This is a genomic window from Streptomyces sp. NPDC054932 (assembly GCF_053610205.1).
This window is the reverse complement of sequence record NZ_JBSGXU010000086.1, coordinates 1-17,112: the sequence shown is the minus strand read 5'-3', so window position 1 is coordinate 17,112 and position 17,112 is coordinate 1. Positions and strand designations below refer to the sequence as shown.

Sequence of the window (17,112 nt, the reverse complement as noted above, 5' to 3'; positions counted from 1 at the left end):
CCGGCTCCGCCCGCGTCAAGGCCGGTCCGCCCTGGGGGCGCCTACCGGGTCCGCCACTTGTCGGTGAGCCCGTGCCGCCCGAGCCCGTGCCGGGAGGTCAGTGCCACCACGTCGACACCGCGCCCGGCAAGGGCCTCGTCGATGCGCGGACCGTACGGGCGCGCCTGTGACAGCGGGGTTCTCAGGCCGGGCCGCCCGGCGGGGCCGGCCTGCCGCCGTCGGTGGGGGCGGCCCGGTGCAGGGTGCGGATCGCCGGGATCGCGAGCAGCGCCGCGCAGCCCGCCAGACAGGTGCCCGCCGACACGAGCAGGAGCCGGCCCGGGGAGGCCAGTGCGGTGGCCGGTCCCGCCAGTATCTGGCCGAGTGCGATCCCGGAGACCGAGCCGGCCAGTTCGTAGGCGGTGACCCGGTTGAGGACCGCGGGCGGGGTGTGGGTCTGCACGCTGGTCGCCCACATCACCGACCAGAACGCGATGGCGGCGCCGCCGAGGACGTGGCCCGCCAGCAGTACGGGCAGGCCCGCGCCCAGTGCCACGCAGAGCGGCAGCGCGGTGTAGAGGGTCATCGCGAGCGCGCCGGCGGCCAGCGGCCGGGCCGGGCGCAGCCGCAGGGCCAGGAGGCCGCCGAGGACCGTGCCGGCGCCGAGGAAGGAGACCGTCAGGCCGTAGGCGTTCGGGCCGAGCCGGGCTCCGACCAGTGCCGAGCCGAGCGGTACCAGCGGGCCGAAGACCAGTACGCCGTAGCCCATCCAGATCAGGATCCCCGCCCACATCCAGGTGCGGGCGCGGAACTCCTGCCAGCCCTGGTGCAGGTCGCGGCGGAGCGAACCGCCGGTGCGGACACGGGAGTCGGCGTGGGTGCCGGTGTCGGCCGGGGTGCCGGGGGGTGCGGCGGCGGGGGCGAACCGGATGAGCGCCAGGCACAGGGCGCTGAGCAGGAAGGTGCCGGCGTCGATGGCGTACACGGTTCCGGCGCTGGTCAGGGTGATCAGAAGTCCCGCCAGGGCCGGGCCGGTCAGGTGGGCGAGGGCGTCGGCCACCTTGAGGGTGGCATTGGCCCGCTGCGGTTCGCGGGCGACCAGCGGGATCATGCCGTTCGCGCCCGGCAGGAACATCGCGACGGCCGCACCGGCCAGTGCCGCCATGGTCACCAGGAGCCAGAACGGCGGTGTCCCGGCGAAGAAGGCAGCGGCCAGCACGCCTTGGGTGAGGACCCGGACGAGGTCGGCGCCGACCATCATCCGGCGGGCGCCGAACCGGTCGGCGAGCACTCCGCCGAACAGGACCAGGAGGACGAACGTCCCGGTCCAGGTGCCGAGGACGAGGCCGACTCCGGAAACCCCGTACAGCGCGCCGACCGCGAGCGCGGCGGCGACCGGCATCATCGCGTCGCCGAGGAGCGAGACCGCGCGGGCGGTGAAGTAGAGCGTGAAGCGCCGGTCCCACAACGGGGGCGGGGTGGGCGGCGCATCGGCCGGGGCGGGCCGGCCGGTGGGGTCGGTGGGGGTCCGTGCGGGTGTGGTGGTCACACCACCGATATTGGACTGGACCAATCATGTCGTCCCAGTGTCCTGGACGACATGATGGGGTACTTTCCCGCCATGACGCCGCGTCCGCTGCCGAAGTCCCCGGCGCTGCACCGGGTGGTGGCCGTGCTGCAGCCCCCGCAGTCGGCGTTCCTGCTGGCCTGCGCGGCCGAGGTGTTCGGCGACCACGGCCCGGCGGTCCCCGCCCGCTACGCGTTCGAGGTCTGCACCGAGCACCCCGGTCCGGTTCCCGGCCGGGCCGGTTACGACATGCTGGTCACGGCCGGCCTGGACGCGCTGGAACGCGCGGACACCGTCCTGGTCCCCGGCTGGCAGCAGCCGGCCGGCGCCGCGGTGCCGGCGGCGGTGGTCGGGGCGGTCCGCCGGGCGCACCGGCGCGGCGCGCGGGTCGTCGGCCTCTGCTCGGGCGCCTTCGTGCTCGCCGCCGCCGGGCTGCTGGACGGCAGGCGGGCCGCCACCCACTGGGCCCGGGCCGCCGAACTGGCCGCCCGTTTCCCGCAGGTACGGGTCGACCCCGCGGTGCTCTACGTCGACCACGGCGACGTCGCCACCAGCGCCGGGTCCGCGGCCGGGGCGGATCTCTGCCTGCACCTGGTGAGCGCCGACCAGGGCGCCGCGCATGCGATGCGGATCGCCCGGCAGATGGTGATGCCGCCGCACCGCGAGGGCTGCCAGCTGCAGTACGCCGAACTGCCCGTCCCCGCACCGGTCACCGACTCGCTGGCCCCGCTGCTGGAGTGGCTGGACGGGCGGCTGGAGCAGCCCGTCAGTGTCGCGGAGATGGCGGTCCGCTCGCAGGTCTCGGCCCGCACGCTGACCCGGCGCTTCACCGAGCAGCTGGGCATCAGTCCCGGGCGCTGGCTGCTGGACCGGCGGATCGCCGCCACCCGGGCGCTGCTGGAGGAGACCGACCTGCCCGTGGAGACGATCGCGCGCCGGGTCGGTCTCTCCTCGGCCGTCAACCTGCGCCGGCGCTTCCACGAGGCCCTGCGCACCACGCCGGCCGCCTACCGGCGTGCGTTCCGCGCGGACCGGGCCGGGGAGAGTCCGGGGCTCACTGGGAGCCCAGTGCCATCCACCGCTCGGGCTTCTCCAGCGGGGTGAAGCCGACCTTGGCGTAGACGGCGTGCGCGTCGGCCGTGGCCAGCAGGACGCGGCGCAGACCGTAGGGGGCGAGGTGATCGCGCACCGCGGTGACGAGCGCGGTCCCCAGTCCCCTGCCGCGCGCCTGCGGGGCGATGTAGACGTCGCACAGCCAGGCGAAGTCGGCCAGGTCGGTCACCACCCGGGCATAGCCGACCTGCAGACCGGAAGTCCGCTCGTAGACGCCGAAGTTGAGGGAGGAGGCGATGGCCCGGTCCTGCTTCTCCCGGGACCGGCCGCGGGCCCAGTAGGCGTCCGCCGCCAGCCATTGGTGGACCAGGGCGGGATCGATCCGTGCGGAGTCGGCGGATATCTCGTGATCGGCAGGAGGTGCAGTGGTCATGGCTGCATCCAAGCAGGTCCGGCCACCGCCCCACCGCCGGTTTTCGTCCCGCCGCCCCGCGGGGCCGCGCGCGAGGATCGGCCGGGCCGTCCTGCGGGGAGGGGGCCGGGTGGACATGTGTGGGCAGTACTGGACAGACGCCGGTCCCGCAGGGGCTGGAGAGTGGACAGCACCCGGCGTGAGGCTGTGTGCCGTGAGAGCGCAGGGACGCGGACGGACGGGGCAGCACGCCGGTGTCCTCCGCGGCCGAGACCCCCGCGCCTTCCCCGGTCCGGCGCCGCCGCCGGTCGGACCCGTCCCGCCCCCGACCCTGCTGGAGTACCGATCATGACGTCCCGCCCGCTGCGCACCGTGACCGTGCTGGCTGCCGCCGCCGCCCTGTGTGCCACCGCCTCCACCGCCCACGCCGCGCAGCAGACCGACCGGCGTGCGCCGGGGATCGTCAGTGCCTGGGCCCGTGCCTGGAACGGCACCGACCCCCAGGCGCTCGGCGCCCTGTTCACCGCCGACGGCACCTACACCGACAAGGCCGTGGCCGTCACCTTCCGCGGCCGCAAGGAGATCTCGGGGTGGAAGGCCCGCGCCGACACCCTCATCGACGGCGTCCACGTCATCGTCCGCACCACCCGCCTCGACGGCAACCGCGTCACCGTCCGGGCCGTCTACTCCGGCCACCTCAAGGGTGCGCCCAAGCCCTTCGCCGTGCCGATGACCACCGTCCTCGACCTCGACAGGAACCACTGCCGGATCACCTCGGACCAGGACCACTACAGCCTGGCCACGGTCCTCACCCAGTCCGGGCTGCCCGCCGACTGGACCCCGCCCGCCGCCTGACGGCCGCCGCATACGCGAAAACGCTCGGCCGGGAAGTCCGGCCGAGCGTTTTCGTGCGTCTGCTGCCCGCTGGTGGCTCAGTACCAGTGGTGGGACTGCCAGAAGTTCCAGGCGCCGACAGGGCTGCCGTAGCGGTCGTTCATGTAGTCCAGGCCCCACTTGATCTGGGTGGCCGGGTTGGTCTTCCAGTCCGCACCCGCGGAGGCCATCTTCGAGGCCGGCAGGGCCTGGACCAGGCCGTAGGCGCCCGAGGAGGAGTTCATCGCGGTGTGGTTCCAGCCGCTCTCGCGGGAAACGATGTTGTTGAAGGCCGCGAACTGCGCCGGGTCCTTGATCATCTGCTGGGCGATCGCCTTGGCGCTCGTCGGGGCGGCCGCCTGGGCGGGAACCGTGGCGAGCATGGAACCGGCGACACCGAGGGCGACGACGGCACCCGCGAGGGTCTTCTTGGAAGCGGCGATGCGGCGGATGACGGGGTTGGACACGGGGATACCTTCCACAGGGAACAGGGGCGGTCGCGGCATGCCGAGGCATGCGTGAGCCACTCACACGGTGGAGAGGGGTTCGTCGGCGGCGGGTGAAGCACCCGTGCCGCCTGGCGACTCATCCAGTTCTACCGACGCCCCGACGGCCTGGCAACGACCCCTCTTACTAGGCGGCCTCGCAGTCGGGGACCGGCGGCCCCGTACCGGGCCCGGGGGGATCCGTGCAGGTGGGAGCCGGTACGGGGAAGGGATATCGGGCCCGTGGGGGCTACTATCCCGGCTCGTATGTGACGGGGGTCCTATGGGGCGGGTCACCCCCGGGGCGCCCGGATCTCACCGAGCGTCACCGGCCGTATCCCTTCGGGAGGGCCGGCCGGGCCTCCCGATCCCTTCGCGATCGAAGGAAACGGGGGGCCGGAGGCGCCCCTGTGCCCGGCGGGCGTCCGTCGCGGATGCGGCCCGCCGGCCACGCCGGTCCGCACCCGTTCGGGGGAAAGTGCTGGTGAAACGCTGTCCGTGCCGCCTCGGCGCGGGCCATGGTCTCTCCGGGAAGAGCCGCTCGCAGACAGACAAGGACCGAGACATTGCATCTGAGGCGTACCGGAGCCGTCCTGGGCGCAGCCGCGCTGACCGTGCTGGCCGTGCCGGGCCACGCTCATGCCGCGGCGGTCGCCTGTGGCGGGGGGACGTCGACCGGCCGGGTGGCCGTCAACGGCTGCATCAGCGCCGAGCGGGGCTCCGCCGGCCGGTTCCCCACGCGGGAGATCACGGCCTACATCAAGGCGCGCAACACCGGGTCGAGGGCGGTGAACGTCTCCTACGAGGCGTTCTTCCGCGTGGTCGACGGCGGTCACTGGGAGAAGGTGGGCAGCGGTCGTACCCACGTCCGGGCCGGTGAGGCCGTCGGTCCCCTCGAGGTGGGCAGTACGACGCGGGTGTGCGGCCCGGTGAAGGTCGAGATCCGGGTGCACGCCCGGGCCGACGGCGCCGCCTGGAGCGGCTGGTCTCCCGCGGTCACCAGGCAGTGCCAGACCTGAGGGCGGTCCGGGGCGCGGGCGCGGGCCGGGGTGCGGGCCGGGGTGCGGGCCGGGGGGTCCGGGCTCAGCCGCGGCCCGGCGGCGGTGTCCAGCCCGGGTCGCGTCCGCTCAGCCCGACCGCCCGGTCCAGCAGCGGGGCACCGTCCGGGACGGGGACGACGGGTCCGAAGATGCCCCCGCCGCGGCTCTCGTCCTCGGCGAACGTCAGCAGGAACGTGTGCGAGGCGTGCAGCGCGGCCCGATCGGGTGCGTACTCCTGGCCGGTGGCGCGGGCCAGGTCCCATCCGTGCAGCACGAGTTCGTCGGCGGCCACCGCGCCCGCGATGTCGCCGGGCAGTTCCACGCCGCCGACGCGGGTCATGCCGGTCCAGGCGGCCGGGTCCTTCCAGGCTTCGGCCAGCTCGCCGAGGACCCTGGGCAGCTCCTCGCGCCAGTGGGCGGGCAGGGAGGGTGCGGCCGGGCCGGGGGCCGTGTCCGTCGTGGGCCCCAGGTCCTTGCGGGCGGCGTCGCGGAAGGCGGCGGCGAGGTGGGCGAGGTGGGCCAGCAGGTCGCCGACCGCGTACGCGGGGCAGGGCGTCCGGTCGGTGAGCCGGGCGTCCGGGACGGCCGCCGCGAGGCGGGCCACGATCCGGGCCTGTGGTGCGAGGTCGAGAGTCGTCGTACCGGTCATCTGCCGCTCCTCCCGGGCGATGGGTCTGAAGGGTAGACCGGCGGCGCAGTCCGTACTCATCGCGACGCGGCGTACCGGTCGGGCGGGGCGGGCGCCACGGCGTACCGGCGTCCCGGCGTCCCGGCGTCCCGGCGTCCCGGCGTCCCGCTCGACGGGCACACCGCGACGGCGGAGGATGAGGCATTGTGATGACGGTCCTGGTGGTCGGCGTGCCGGAGGGCTCGGAGCTGGAGCTGCTGCGGTCGCGGATCCAGCGCAATCCCCATTTCCGGGTCATCTCCTGCGCCCTGACGCCGGACGTGGCCCTGGCGCACGCCCGGGTCCTGCTCCCCGACATCACCGTGCTCACCGTGTCCGGCGGCTTCGGTGACGACCCGGCCGCGCTCGGTGTCTTCCAGGGGGTGCGCGCCCTGGACCCGCCCAGCGGGGTGGTGCTCCGGACGAGGGCCGTGGCGGCCCCCGGTGACCTCGGCGTCGTCACCGTCGACGGGGCCGTCCATCTGGTCCGCGCGGGTGACGGGGAGGGGCTGATGCGGGCCCTGCGCACGATCGGTCTGCGCCGCGCCACCTGCGATCCGGACGAAATGCCCTGACCTGCCGTTCCCCGGGACGCGCTGGCGCGGCGGACGGACGGCGGCCGGGCGCCGGCCCGGTGCGAAGCCCTGCGGTGGGCGGAACCCGCGCCGTCGTTCACCCGTCTTGCAGCCCGACCGGGATCCTTCCGGCCGAGATCAGGAACGCCGGACGTCGTGGCCGGGCCGTGTCCCGCACGGCTCCCGCCCCTTCCTCGCACTGCGCCCTTCGAGAGGTCCTCCACCATGCCCGTGGCCCCCGCCGGTTTCAGCGTCCTGTCCGAGGAGTTCGCCGATGCTCCCTACCGCTACTTCGCGCAGCTGAGGGAGCGGACTCCGGTGCACCACGAGCCGGAGATCGACAGCTACTTCCTCTCCCGCTACGAGGACGTGCAGCGGGTGCTGAGCGACCATGAGGCATTCACCACCGAGACGCTGCAGGTGCGCGCCGAGCCGGTGATGCGCGGGCCGGTCCTCGCCCAGATGACCGGGGCCGAGCACACCGCCAAACGGAAGATTGTCGTCCGAGCCTTCACCGGGCAGGCCCTCCAGGACCAGATCCGCGCCATCCGCGCCAACGCCACCGAACTCCTGGCCCCGTTCCTGGGCCGGGGCCGGATGGACCTGGTCAACGACTTCGGCAGACCCTTCGCCGTGCACGTGACGCTCGACGTCCTCGGCCTGGACAGGAAGGACTGGCAGCGGGTGGCCGGCTGGCACAGCGGGGTCATCGAGTTCATCACCGCCCTCACCCTCACCCCCGAGCGGCGCCGGCACTGCATGGACTGCGCCGAGCAGTTGGAGGCGTATCTCCTCCCCGTCATCCAAGCGCGGCGCCGGCGCCCCGGCGACGACCTGATATCGAAGCTGTGCACCGCGGAGTTCGACGGAATCGCCATGAGCGACCGCGATGTCACCGCGCTGATCATCAACGTTCTGGCCGCCGCCACCGAGCCCGCGGACAAGACCCTCGCCCAGCTCTTCAGGCACCTGATCGACCATCCCGAGCAGATGGCGCAGGTCCGCCGGGACCCGGACCTGCTGCCCGCCGCGATCGCCGAGACCCTGCGCTGCACCCCGCCGGTCCAGCTCATCCCCCGCCGGACGCGCAGGGACGCCGTGTTCGCCGGCACCACCGTCCCGGCAGGTGCCACCGTCTTCTGCATGATCGGCGCGGCCAACCGCGACCCCGCCGTCTTCGCCGCCCCGGACACCTTCGACATCCACCGCCCGGACCTGGGCACCGCCCGCTCGTTCACCGCCGCCGCGCAGCACCTGGCCTTCGGTACCGGACTGCACCAGTGCGTCGGTGCGGCCTTCGCGCGGGCCGAGATCGAGACCGTCGCCGCGATGCTGCTGCCCCTGCTCGACCGGGTGCGCTACAGCCCCGGCTTCCGGTACCGGGAGAGCGGTCTGTACACGCGGGGGCCCGTCGCGCTGTCGCTGGACTTCACCCCCGTCCGCCGGGGCGGCTCCGCTCCCGGACCCGGGTAAGCGGGAGCCTGTCCCGGCCGGGCCGCCGGTCGCCTCCGTTAGGATCTCGACGAAATAGCAGGCCCGGAGGCGGAATTCGGCCTCCGCAGTGCCGGATGCGACACCTCGTCCGCCGGGTGTGCGGGCCCTGACCACGGCCGTGCGTGACCGGTGCCCGTGGCCGCCGCCGCGGGGCCCGATGTGTCTGCCGGACTCGGCTGTCCTGGGCCGCAATGATGGGAGGGGAGCCGCCATGGTGTCCGTGGGGGAAAGACTGAGCAGAGCGCGCGTCCGGGCCTTCGTGGGCCGGGACGAGGAACTCGAGCGGTTCGGGGAGGCTCTGGCCGGTGATCCGCAGGCGCCGTTCGCGTTCTACGTGTACGGGCCGGGCGGGATCGGGAAGTCGACGCTGCTGCGGCACCTGGCGGACCGTGCCCGTGCGGCGGGCCGACTGCTCGTCGAGCTCGACGGCCGGTTCGTCAGCCGGGACCCGGCCGATTTCGAGCATGCTGCCGGGCCCTTCCTGGATGTTCCGGGCACGGTGCTGTTCGTGGACTCCTTCGAGCACTGCCAGTGGCTGGAGAGCTGGCTGTGGCACCACTTCCTGCCCCGTGCCGCGGACGACACCCTGGTCGTCCTGGCCGGCCGGCGTGCTCCGCAGCCGCAGTGGACGGCCGATCCCGCCTGGTCGCGGCTGCTGCACGTGAGCGAGCTGGAGCCGTTCTCCGAGGAGCAGGCCCGGAACCTGCTGGTGGCGGCCCAGATCCGGCCCGAACTGCGGGACCGGGTCCTCCGGTTCGCCGGGGGCAACCCGCTGGCGCTGTCCCTGGCGGCGGCGGCCGGGTCCGAGGGCTGTGGCAGGCAGGAGATCTGGGCGCCCACGGCGGACGTCCTGCGGACCCTGCTGGCGGGACTGATCGGAGAGGTGCCCACGGCGGCCCACCGCCGCGCCCTGGAGGTGGCGGCGCAGGCCCACTCGACGTCCGAGGAGCTGCTCGCCGCGGTGCTGCCCGAGGAGGACGCCCATCCGCTCTTCTCCTGGCTGCGGGACCTGCCCTTCATGGAGTCCACCCACCGGGGGCTCCACCCGCACGACGCCGCACGCGAGACGCTCTCCGCCGATCTGCGCTGGCGGGCGCCCAATGCCTTCGAGTCGATGCGCCAGCGGCTGGCGGACGAGTACCTGCGGATCCTGCGGGAGGCGCCCGAGGAGCGGGTGTGGACCGTCACCGACGACCTGTTCTACCTCTTCCGGGAGGGCGAGACCCTGGCCCGGCTGCGTTCCTGGTCGCGTGAGGAGGAGGTGCACGACCGCCCGCTGCACCCGGATGACATCGATGTCGTGCTGCGCATGGCCGCCGAGACGGAAGGGGACGCCTCCGCGGAACTGGTCCGCTACTGGGCGCGGCGCCAGCCGCAGGCCTTCAGCGTCTACCGTCTCGTGAGCACGGGCCGGGTGGTGGCGTTCACGGCCCGGCTGGCTCTGCCGTTCCCTCCCGACCCGCAGGACCTGGCCACCGATCCCGTCGTCGCCGCCGCGTGGCAGTACGCCGGTGCGACCGCGCCGGTGAGCCCCGGCGAGCACATCGGCATCAGCCGTTTCTCGGTCTATCCCGAGCGGTACCAGGTTCCCTCGCGGGTCATCGACCTGAGCAGTTCGCGGGCCCAGGCGGAGGCGGCCCGGGCCCGCGGCCGTGCCTACGGCTTCGCCGTGTTCCAGGACGCCGAGACCTGGGCCGGGCGCGTGAAGGGCACCCTGGAGGACACCGGGGCGCGGCCGCGGGTGGGTGAGTACACCTACGGGCTGTTCGGCGTGGACTGGCGGCGGCTGCCGGTGGAGACGTGGCTCCTGCAGTTCATATCGGCCACCGAGGTGCCTGCCCCGTCCGGGCCGTCGCCCGTCTCGCGGACCGCGTTCGACCAGGCCGTGCGGGAGGCGCTGGCCCACTGGCGCGATGCGGAGGCGTTCGGCGCCTGTGCCCTGCTGCGCAGCCGTCTGGCGGCCGATCTGGCCGAGCCGGTCGGGGAGTTGCGCGCCCTGCTGCGCGGGGCGGTCGACGAACTCGCCCGTGACCCGCGCGGGGTGCGTGCCCGGGAAGCGCTGGCGGCGGGCTATTTCTCCGGTGCGCCCACCCAGGAGGCTGCCGCGCGGCGCCTGGGTCTTCCGTACGGGACCTACCGCCGCCATCTGCGTCAGGGGCTGGATCTGCTCTGCGAGGCCCTGTGGCAGCAGGAGCTGGGCGGCCCCCGCTGAGACATGCCGCCCGGGCCGGACCGGGCGGCCGGGTGGACGGGTGGACCGGGCGGCCGGGTGGACGGGTGCGGACAGGAGTGGACAGTGCCCGCCCCTGCCGGGCCTGGATAGTGGACACCGTCCGGCACGAGTGTGTGCGCCATGAACGCAGCACGCACACAGACGGACCGGGCCCGGGGCCCGGCCCCGCGGCCGGGGGCGGTGCTCGCGGCGCTGGCCGCGGCCCAGTTCACGGTCATGCTCGCCACCTCGATCGTCAATGTGGCGCTCCCGCAGATCCGTTCCGGGGTCGGCCTGTCGGACACCGGCACCACCTGGGTGGTCAACGCCTACGGTCTGGCGTTCGGGGCGCTGCTCCTGGCGGGCGGGAGGGCGGCCGATCTGCTCGGCCGGCGCCGGGTGCTGGTCGCCGGGCTCGCCCTGTTCGCGGGGGCCTCGCTCGCGTCGGGACTGGCCGCCTCCCCCGGGGTGCTGATCGCGGCGCGTGCCGTGCAGGGCCTGGGGGCCGCCGCGATCGCCCCGGCCGCGCTCGCGCTGGCGATGGACAGCTTCCCGTCCGGCCCCGGGCGCGGCAGGGCGCTGGGGGTGTGGGGAGCGGTCTCGGGTGCGGGCGGAGCGGGCGGTGTCCTGCTGGGCGGTGTGCTCACCCAGGCGTGGGGCTGGCCGTGGATCTTCCACTCGGTCGCGCTCGGAGCGGTGCTGGTCCTGGCCGCCGTGGTGGTGCTCGTGCCGCGTACGGGCGGGCGCGGGGCCGGGCGGTTCGACCTGCTGGGCACCGCCACCGTCACCGCGGCGGTGACCTGTCTGGTGTGGGGTCTGACCACGGCGCGCGGCGCCGGCTGGAGCGATGTGCGGGTGCTGGGCGCCCTCGGCGGCGCCGCCGTGCTGCTGGCCGGTTTCGCCGTGATCGGGCTCCGCCGGCCGGACGCGCTGATCCCGGCGCGCCTGTTCGCGGCCGGCCGGGTCGGTGCGGGCAACGTGCTGATGGCGCTGCTGGGCTCCGTGTGGATCGCCCTGTTCTTCTTCCTTCCGCTCTACCAGCAGCAGGTTCTGGGGGCCGGTCCCCTGGTCACGGGGGCGGGGCAACTGCCCCTCGCCGCCGCCAACATGCTCGGTGCCGCTCTCGCCCCGCTCGCCGCCCGGCGCATCGGCGCCGGCGCGACCCTGACCGCGGCGCTGCTCACCGAGGCCGCCGGGCTGCTGTGGCTGTCCCGGATCCGCGCCGACGGGAGCTACCTGGCGGACGTCCTGGGCCCGAGCATCCTGGTGGGTCTGGGCCTGAGCGTCGCCTTCGTCCAGCTCACGGCCTTCGCCGTGGACGGTGTCCCGCGTCAGGACGCGGGTCTGGCCGGCGCGCTGGTGAACACCACCCGCCAGGTCGGCGGCGCGATCGGCCTCGCCGCGCTGGCCACCCTGGCCGGCTCCGTCACCGCCGGCGCCACTGGCGGCCGGTCCGCTGCGGAGGCTCTCACCGCCGGCTACCGGGCCGCGTTCACGGCCTCGGCCGCCGTCATGGCCGCGACGGCCGTCCTCGCAGTGTTCCTGACCCGCCGCGGCGGGGGCCGGGCCGCCGTGGCCGCCGCCGGGGCGGCGTACGGCCCGCCCGCCGCCCCGCTCCCCCGGGGCCGGCTGCACCGGTAGGCCGCCGCCCCACCGTCCGCCCCGACCCGACGTCCGTCCGACCCGACCCGTCCGTCCCGTCCCGACAGAAAGCACACCCATGGTCACCATCGACGAAACCGCTCCCGTCATCGTCCGTCTGAGCACCGTCATCGACGCTCCGCTCGCGAGGGTGTGGGAGCTGCACACCGACATCGGCGCCTGGCCCGCCTGGAACCCGGACGTGGACCGGGCGGAGCCCGACGGGCCGCCGGCGGTCGGCAGCAGCTTCCGCTGGCACACCCACGGTCTGGACATCACCTCCACCGTGCACGAGCTGGTCCCCGGGCGGCGGATCGTCTGGGGCGGCCCCGCGGCAGGCATCACCGGCGTCCATGTGTGGACCTTCGAGGAGACCGGCGCCGGCGTCACCGTCCGCACCGAGGAGTCCTGGAGCGGGGCCCCGGTCGACGCCGCGGCCGGTGACCTGCGCAAGGCCCTGACCGCCTCCCTGGAGAGCTGGCTCGTCCACCTGAAGTCCCGTGCCGAACAGTCCGTCTGAGCGCGCATCACGTCCACCGAGGAGATTCCTGCCATGACCACCGCCAAGCCGCCCTACCTGACCGGTCACTTCACGCCCGTCGCCGACGAGGTCACCGCCACCGGCCTCACCGTCGAGGGCACCCTGCCCCCCGAGCTGACGGGCCGGCTGCTGCGCAACGGCCACAACCCCAAGCCCGGTGTCACCCCCACCCACTGGTTCAAGGGCAGCGGCATGGTCCACGGCATCCGGCTGCGTGACGGCCGCGCCGAGTGGTACCGCAACCGCTGGGTGCACACCCCCGCTCTCGACGGCGCCCCCTACATGACCGACCGCGGACCCGACCTGACGGCCAGCGCCGCCGGCACCCATGTCATCGAGCACGCCGGACGGCTCCTGGCGCTGTGCGAGGCGAACCTGCCCTTCGAGATCACCGGGGAGCTGGAGACGGTCGGCGCCCATGACTTCGACGGCAAGCTGCGCACCGCGATGACCGCGCACCCCAAGGAGGACCCGGTCACCGGGGAGCTGCACTTCTTCGGTTCCTCGCCGTTCCCGCCGTTCCTGATGTACTACGTCGTCGACGCGAAGGGGGCGATCGTCCACAGCGCCGAGGTCCCGGGAGCGAGCGCCGCCCTCAAGCACGACTTCGCCATCACCCGCCGCCACGTGGTCTTCGTCGAGGGCAGCGTCACCTTCGACGCCGCGGAGCACTCCGGCATCCCCTACGGCTGGAGCGACGAGCAGCCCGCCCGGATCGGCGTGATGCCGCGCGGGGAGGACGGCGCCGGGAGGATCCGCTGGTTCTCCATCGAGCCGGGCAACATGCTGCACGTCTCCAACGCCTACGAGGACGGCCGGGGCCGGATCGTGCTGGAGGGGCCCACCGTGGACCGTGAGGGCTTCCGGCTGTCCTGGAACTGGTGGACCGGTGCGCCCGGGCGCGGCAGCGAGCCCGTCGCCCGCTCCTACACCCGCCGCTGGCTGGTGGACCTGGTGGCCGGCACGGTCGACGAGCAGATCATCGACGACCTGGCGGTGGAGTTCCCCACGCTCAACGAGGAGTACCTGGGCGCCGAGAACCGCTACCAGTACGCCACCTGCTTCCCCGACGAGAAGGGCTTCGGCGGCTACGGCGTGGTCAAGTACGACCGCACCACCGGCGCCCGCCGCATCCATCAGGTCGGTGACGCCCGTCTGCCCAGCGAGGCGGTCTTCGTGCCCGCCGCCCGGGCCTCGTGCGAGGACGACGGCTACCTGCTCACCGTGGTCTCCGACCTCAAGCAGGACTCCTCGCAGCTGCTGGTCCTGGACGCCGGCGGCCTCGAGACGGTCGCCACCGTCCACCTGCCCCACCGGGTGGGCGCCGGCCTGCACGGCTCCTGGATCCCCGACGGCGCCCTGGAGGAGACCGGCTGACCGGGGACGGCGAACGGCCCCCGCCGGCCGCCATACGGCGGGGGCTCTCCCCCGGGTCCTGCCCGGGGGTTGCGGCATGCGCGGGGCCGGGAGGTCTGCTGCTTGCGGTGTGCTGTCAGGCGACGCGCAGGATGCTCTTGCCGTGGGTGGCGCCCTCGGCGAGCCGCTGTACGGCGGTGGCCAGGTCGGCCAGGTCGTACTCGGCGGTGACGTCGATGCGGACGCTGCCGTCCGCGGCGAGGGCGAGGGCGCGGCGTGCGCTGTCGGCGAGGCGCTCGGGGTGGGTGCGCGCGAGCAGGTTGCTGTTGTAGGTCAGGAGTGATGTGCCCTGCATGAGCAGGTCGCCGGGGTCGGCCTGGACGGGTTCGCGGGCGGCGAGGTTGCCGTACGCGGCGAGCCGGCCGTGCGGCGCGAGCTGTTCGAGGCCGGTGCGGCGGGTGGCGCCGCCGACCGGGTCGAGGATCACGTCGAAGCGTTCGCCGGCGAGGGCGGCGGGGAACTCCTCGCGCAGCAGGACCCGGTCGTACCCGAAGGCGGCGGCGTAGCCGGCCCTGGCGGCGCTGCCGGCGACGCCGACGATCCGGCCGGCTCCGGCGAGCCGGGCGAACTGTGCGGCGAGGGTGCCGACCGATCCGGCCGCGGCGTGGATGAGCACGCTCTCGCCGGGCCGTACCCGTGCGGTGGTGTTGATGAGGTCGTAGGCGGTCGGTGCGCCCCAGCCCAGGCCCGCGGCCGTGCGCAGCGGCAGGTCGCCGGTGTCCAGGGTGAGCACGGCGGGTGCCAGGACCACCTCGGCGCAGGCGCCCCCGGTGGTCAGTGCGGCGACGGGCCTGCCGATGCGGCCCGGGTCGACGCCCTCACCGACCGCGGTGACGTGCCCGGTGGCCTCGAAGCCGGGGACGAAGGGACGCGGGAGGGGGAAGTGGCCGTCGCGGACCATGGTGTCCCCCCACTGGATCCCGGCGTAGGCGACCCGGACCGCCACCTGGCCGGGGCCGGGGACGGGCTCGTCGAGTTCGGCGAGGCGGTAGTGGTCCCGGGTGTCGAGGAGGACGGCCTTCATGGTTACAGCCCCTTGTGTTGACTCAGTATCCTTATAGTCGAAGACAGTAGGTATATAAGGTTCCTGAGTCAACCCATGAACCTGTCAATGGAGTGGAGTGTGCGATGGAAGCCCCGGCCGAGGAGACCCTCTGCACCCGCATCAGGCGGTCGGAACAGGCGCTGATGGGGCACCACGAGGCGGTGCTGCGCGCCTACGGGCTGACCATGACGCAGTACACCGTGCTGCTGGCCCTCTCGCGCGAGGGCGGCATGTCCGGTGCCCAGCTGGCCCGTTCCGGCGGGGTGACGCAGCAGAGCATGAGCAGCGTGCTGGCCAACATGGAGGCCAAGGACCTCATCCGCCGCGAGACGTCCCCGGTGCACGCCAAGGTGCAGATCGCGACCCTCACCGACGGCGGCCGGGCACTCCTCGAGCGCGCCTACCGGGAGGTGGCCGTCCTCGAGGGCGCGCTCACCGAGGCGTTCACCCCCGCCGAACACGCCGCGCTCTGCGCGCTCCTGGACCGGGCCACCGCCGTCCTGGTCGGGCAGACGCGCAACGCGGCGGGCCCGCCCGCCCGCTGAGGACCGCTCAAGACATGCTGGAGGGTCGCTCGATTCCCCTGCGGTCCGGGCCGCCCCCGCCCGTATAGTCGCCATGACTTGACGATTCGATGACCCGTTCCCGAAGAATCGATGACCGACGAGCTCCGTGGACGGGCGAGCAGGGGGACACACGATGGAGACCGCACGCCTGGCCTCGCTCATCGCAGCCACGGTCACGATGGGACTGGTCAGCGGCCTGTTCTACGGCTTCTCCGTCTCCGTGATGCCGGGCCTGAGGCGCACCGACGACCGTACGGTCATCGAGGTCATGCAGCACATCAACAAGGCCATCCTCAACGGCTGGTTCGTCCTCGGCTACATCGGCGCGTTCCTCTTCACCGCGCTGGCCCTGGCCCTGCACATTCCCTCCGACGGCCGCGAGGTGCTGCCGCCGCTGATCGCGGCCCTGGTCTGCTACATCGTGTCGATGGGCCTCACCAACAAGGTGAACATCCCTTTGAACAACGCCCTGGAGAAGGCCGGCCCCGTCGCCCGGATCAGCGACCCGGCCGCCGTCCGGCGGGCCTTCGAGGGGCCCTGGACCCGGGCCAACGTCTGGCGGACGCTGCTGTGCACGGCCGCGGTCGGCTTCCTGGCCTGGGCGCTGTACCTGCACGGCCAGACCGGCTGACCACGCACGGGAGTCCCCCGGCCGCGGCGGCCGGGGGACTCCCGTCGTACGGCGGACGCCTTCAGCGGGTGGCGCGGCCGTAGAGGACCAGGGCACGGGAGAGGGCCGTCAGGGCCACCGTGCACAGCAGGGTGCGGACGATGTTGGTGGCGACCCAGGTGCTCTTGAACTTGTCGACGATCGCGAACTCCGTCAGCTTCGCCGCGTCGCCCGCGTCGGCGAGTTCGTTGTTGAGCGGGATGTTCACGGAGAAAGTGATCATCAGGACGACGAAGTAGGCCACGGTGGCCACCCCGACCCAGACGGCGACCGTGCGGCGGCCCTTGCGGAACTCGACGACCGCCGAGGCGGCCGAAACCAGCAGGGCCAGGACGAACGCCATGCCGAAGAGGCCGTTGCCGTCGATCGCCGCGTTGAAGTTCTGCATCGCCGTGACGTACGTGCGCTCGTCGCCCGCCGCCAGACCCGGCATCACCGAGACGTCGAAGGCGAAGAAGAGACCTGCCATCAGGCCCATCAGGACCGTCGAGACCAGAAGCAGGACGGTGGCCGCCCTGCCGCGCTCGGCGGCCGCCGGCACGGGCGGCCCGGGCTGGGCGTAGGAGCCGGGCGGGGCCGCGTAGGGACTCGGGCCACCGGCAGGGTACTGCTGGTGGCTACCGGCCGGATTGGGGTTCATGGGACATCCTCATCTGCGGTGGTGGGAGTGGTGCTCGCCCTCGGCACGGACATCCGATCGTGGCATTCCCCGGGATACCCGGCCATGGGGTTCCACCGGCTCTCGAGCGGTGCTCGAGAGCCGGTGGCGCGATCCGTTCGGTCAGTAGCGGTAGTGGTCCGGCTTGTACGGGCCCTCGACCTGGACGCCGATGTAGGCGGCCTGCTCCGGGCGCAGGGTGGTGAGCCTGACGCCGA

18 protein-coding genes are annotated in these 17,112 nt (G+C 73.7%); 11 read left to right on the top strand and 7 right to left on the bottom strand.

The window, feature by feature from the left end:
- Positions 1-181: 181 nt before the first annotated feature.
- Entirely contained in the window at positions 182-1,528 is a 1,347-nt protein-coding gene (locus tag ACWGE1_RS22805) for an MFS transporter (protein WP_453422323.1), read from the bottom strand.
- A 72-nt stretch (positions 1,529-1,600) separates the two neighbouring features.
- Between ACWGE1_RS22805 and ACWGE1_RS22800 the strand changes: the two genes are divergently transcribed.
- Positions 1,601-2,650 carry a GlxA family transcriptional regulator gene (locus ACWGE1_RS22800; RefSeq protein WP_453422322.1) on the top strand — a complete coding sequence of 350 codons (1,050 nt, stop codon included), beginning with the start codon at positions 1,601-1,603 and terminating at the stop codon, positions 2,648-2,650.
- On the opposite strand, the gene ACWGE1_RS22795 is transcribed toward ACWGE1_RS22800, so the two are convergent.
- Positions 2,601-3,032, bottom strand: a complete 432-nt coding sequence (locus tag ACWGE1_RS22795) for a GNAT family N-acetyltransferase (RefSeq protein WP_453422321.1) — start codon at positions 3,030-3,032, stop codon at positions 2,601-2,603. The genes ACWGE1_RS22800 and ACWGE1_RS22795 overlap by 50 nt on opposite strands.
- Before the next feature lie 327 nt (positions 3,033-3,359).
- On the opposite strand from ACWGE1_RS22795, the gene ACWGE1_RS22790 reads away from it, so the two are divergent.
- A complete protein-coding gene (locus ACWGE1_RS22790) occupies positions 3,360-3,866 on the top strand; it encodes a nuclear transport factor 2 family protein (protein ID WP_453422320.1) in 507 nt (168 codons plus the stop codon).
- A gap of 77 nt (positions 3,867-3,943) precedes the next feature.
- On the opposite strand, the gene ACWGE1_RS22785 is transcribed toward ACWGE1_RS22790, so the two are convergent.
- Entirely contained in the window at positions 3,944-4,351 is a 408-nt protein-coding gene (locus tag ACWGE1_RS22785; RefSeq protein ID WP_453422319.1) for an aggregation-promoting factor C-terminal-like domain-containing protein, read from the bottom strand.
- Between the two features lie 584 nt (positions 4,352-4,935).
- Here ACWGE1_RS22785 and ACWGE1_RS22780 point away from each other — a divergent pair.
- Positions 4,936-5,388 carry a hypothetical protein gene (locus ACWGE1_RS22780; RefSeq protein WP_453422318.1) on the top strand — a complete coding sequence of 151 codons (453 nt, stop codon included), beginning with the start codon at positions 4,936-4,938 and terminating at the stop codon, positions 5,386-5,388.
- 64 nt (positions 5,389-5,452) lie between these two features.
- On the opposite strand, the gene ACWGE1_RS22775 is transcribed toward ACWGE1_RS22780, so the two are convergent.
- Complete coding sequence (locus ACWGE1_RS22775) at positions 5,453-6,058, bottom strand: TIGR03086 family metal-binding protein (protein WP_453422317.1); 606 nt, start codon at positions 6,056-6,058, stop codon at positions 5,453-5,455.
- A 188-nt stretch (positions 6,059-6,246) separates the two neighbouring features.
- Here ACWGE1_RS22775 and ACWGE1_RS22770 point away from each other — a divergent pair, with 188 nt between their 5' ends.
- The 6 genes from ACWGE1_RS22770 (at position 6,247) to ACWGE1_RS22745 (ending at position 13,916) form a co-directional block, all read left to right on the top strand.
- Positions 6,247-6,651, top strand: coding sequence for a hypothetical protein (locus tag ACWGE1_RS22770; protein WP_453422316.1), 405 nt, complete (start codon positions 6,247-6,249; stop codon positions 6,649-6,651).
- A gap of 225 nt (positions 6,652-6,876) precedes the next feature.
- Positions 6,877-8,124 carry a cytochrome P450, cyclodipeptide synthase-associated gene (locus ACWGE1_RS22765; RefSeq protein ID WP_453422315.1) on the top strand — a complete coding sequence of 416 codons (1,248 nt, stop codon included), beginning with the start codon at positions 6,877-6,879 and terminating at the stop codon, positions 8,122-8,124.
- A gap of 232 nt (positions 8,125-8,356) precedes the next feature.
- Positions 8,357-10,357, top strand: coding sequence for an ATP-binding protein (locus ACWGE1_RS22760; protein WP_453422314.1), 2,001 nt, complete (start codon positions 8,357-8,359; stop codon positions 10,355-10,357).
- Between the two features lie 141 nt (positions 10,358-10,498).
- Positions 10,499-11,998 (top strand): MFS transporter, encoded by a 1,500-nt coding sequence (locus ACWGE1_RS22755; RefSeq protein WP_453422313.1) that lies wholly within the window; start codon positions 10,499-10,501, stop codon positions 11,996-11,998.
- 79 nt (positions 11,999-12,077) lie between these two features.
- Complete coding sequence (locus tag ACWGE1_RS22750; protein ID WP_453422312.1) at positions 12,078-12,518, top strand: SRPBCC family protein; 441 nt, start codon at positions 12,078-12,080, stop codon at positions 12,516-12,518.
- A 33-nt stretch (positions 12,519-12,551) separates the two neighbouring features.
- Entirely contained in the window at positions 12,552-13,916 is a 1,365-nt protein-coding gene (locus ACWGE1_RS22745; RefSeq protein ID WP_453422311.1) for a carotenoid oxygenase family protein, read from the top strand.
- Between the two features lie 115 nt (positions 13,917-14,031).
- Here ACWGE1_RS22745 and ACWGE1_RS22740 read toward each other — a convergent pair whose 3' ends face one another.
- A complete protein-coding gene (locus tag ACWGE1_RS22740; protein WP_453422310.1) occupies positions 14,032-14,979 on the bottom strand; it encodes a quinone oxidoreductase family protein in 948 nt (315 codons plus the stop codon).
- Between the two features lie 104 nt (positions 14,980-15,083).
- Between ACWGE1_RS22740 and ACWGE1_RS22735 the strand changes: the two genes are divergently transcribed.
- Both ACWGE1_RS22735 and ACWGE1_RS22730 read left to right on the top strand, forming a co-directional pair.
- The gene (locus ACWGE1_RS22735; protein WP_453422309.1) at positions 15,084-15,545 is read left to right on the top strand and encodes a MarR family winged helix-turn-helix transcriptional regulator; all 462 of its coding nucleotides are present in this window, start codon (positions 15,084-15,086) and stop codon (positions 15,543-15,545) included.
- Positions 15,546-15,699: 154 nt separating this feature from the next.
- Positions 15,700-16,197, top strand: coding sequence for an anthrone oxygenase family protein (locus ACWGE1_RS22730; RefSeq protein ID WP_453422308.1), 498 nt, complete (start codon positions 15,700-15,702; stop codon positions 16,195-16,197).
- A gap of 61 nt (positions 16,198-16,258) precedes the next feature.
- Here ACWGE1_RS22730 and ACWGE1_RS22725 read toward each other — a convergent pair whose 3' ends face one another.
- On the bottom strand, positions 16,259-16,876 hold the full coding sequence (locus ACWGE1_RS22725) for an anthrone oxygenase family protein (RefSeq protein WP_453422307.1): 618 nt from the start codon (positions 16,874-16,876) through the stop codon (positions 16,259-16,261).
- Positions 16,877-17,017: 141 nt separating this feature from the next.
- Positions 17,018-17,112, bottom strand: a 95-nt coding sequence (locus ACWGE1_RS22720; protein WP_383577983.1) for an adenosylhomocysteinase, incomplete at its 5' end; no start/stop codon positions are given.

Coding starts and splice junctions, on each gene's coding strand:
- ACWGE1_RS22800 (WP_453422322.1), top strand. CDS start 1,601: ATGACGCCGCGTCCGCTGCCGAAGTCCCCGGCGCTGCACCGGGTGGTG.
- ACWGE1_RS22795 (WP_453422321.1), bottom strand. CDS start 3,032: ATGACCACTGCACCTCCTGCCGATCACGAGATATCCGCCGACTCCGCA.
- ACWGE1_RS22790 (WP_453422320.1), top strand. CDS start 3,360: ATGACGTCCCGCCCGCTGCGCACCGTGACCGTGCTGGCTGCCGCCGCC.
- ACWGE1_RS22775 (WP_453422317.1), bottom strand. CDS start 6,058: ATGACCGGTACGACGACTCTCGACCTCGCACCACAGGCCCGGATCGTG.
- ACWGE1_RS22770 (WP_453422316.1), top strand. CDS start 6,247: ATGACGGTCCTGGTGGTCGGCGTGCCGGAGGGCTCGGAGCTGGAGCTG.
- ACWGE1_RS22765 (WP_453422315.1), top strand. CDS start 6,877: ATGCCCGTGGCCCCCGCCGGTTTCAGCGTCCTGTCCGAGGAGTTCGCC.
- ACWGE1_RS22760 (WP_453422314.1), top strand. CDS start 8,357: ATGGTGTCCGTGGGGGAAAGACTGAGCAGAGCGCGCGTCCGGGCCTTC.
- ACWGE1_RS22755 (WP_453422313.1), top strand. CDS start 10,499: ATGAACGCAGCACGCACACAGACGGACCGGGCCCGGGGCCCGGCCCCG.
- ACWGE1_RS22750 (WP_453422312.1), top strand. CDS start 12,078: ATGGTCACCATCGACGAAACCGCTCCCGTCATCGTCCGTCTGAGCACC.
- ACWGE1_RS22745 (WP_453422311.1), top strand. CDS start 12,552: ATGACCACCGCCAAGCCGCCCTACCTGACCGGTCACTTCACGCCCGTC.
- ACWGE1_RS22740 (WP_453422310.1), bottom strand. CDS start 14,979: ATGAAGGCCGTCCTCCTCGACACCCGGGACCACTACCGCCTCGCCGAA.
- ACWGE1_RS22735 (WP_453422309.1), top strand. CDS start 15,084: ATGGAAGCCCCGGCCGAGGAGACCCTCTGCACCCGCATCAGGCGGTCG.
- ACWGE1_RS22730 (WP_453422308.1), top strand. CDS start 15,700: ATGGAGACCGCACGCCTGGCCTCGCTCATCGCAGCCACGGTCACGATG.
- ACWGE1_RS22725 (WP_453422307.1), bottom strand. CDS start 16,876: ATGAACCCCAATCCGGCCGGTAGCCACCAGCAGTACCCTGCCGGTGGC.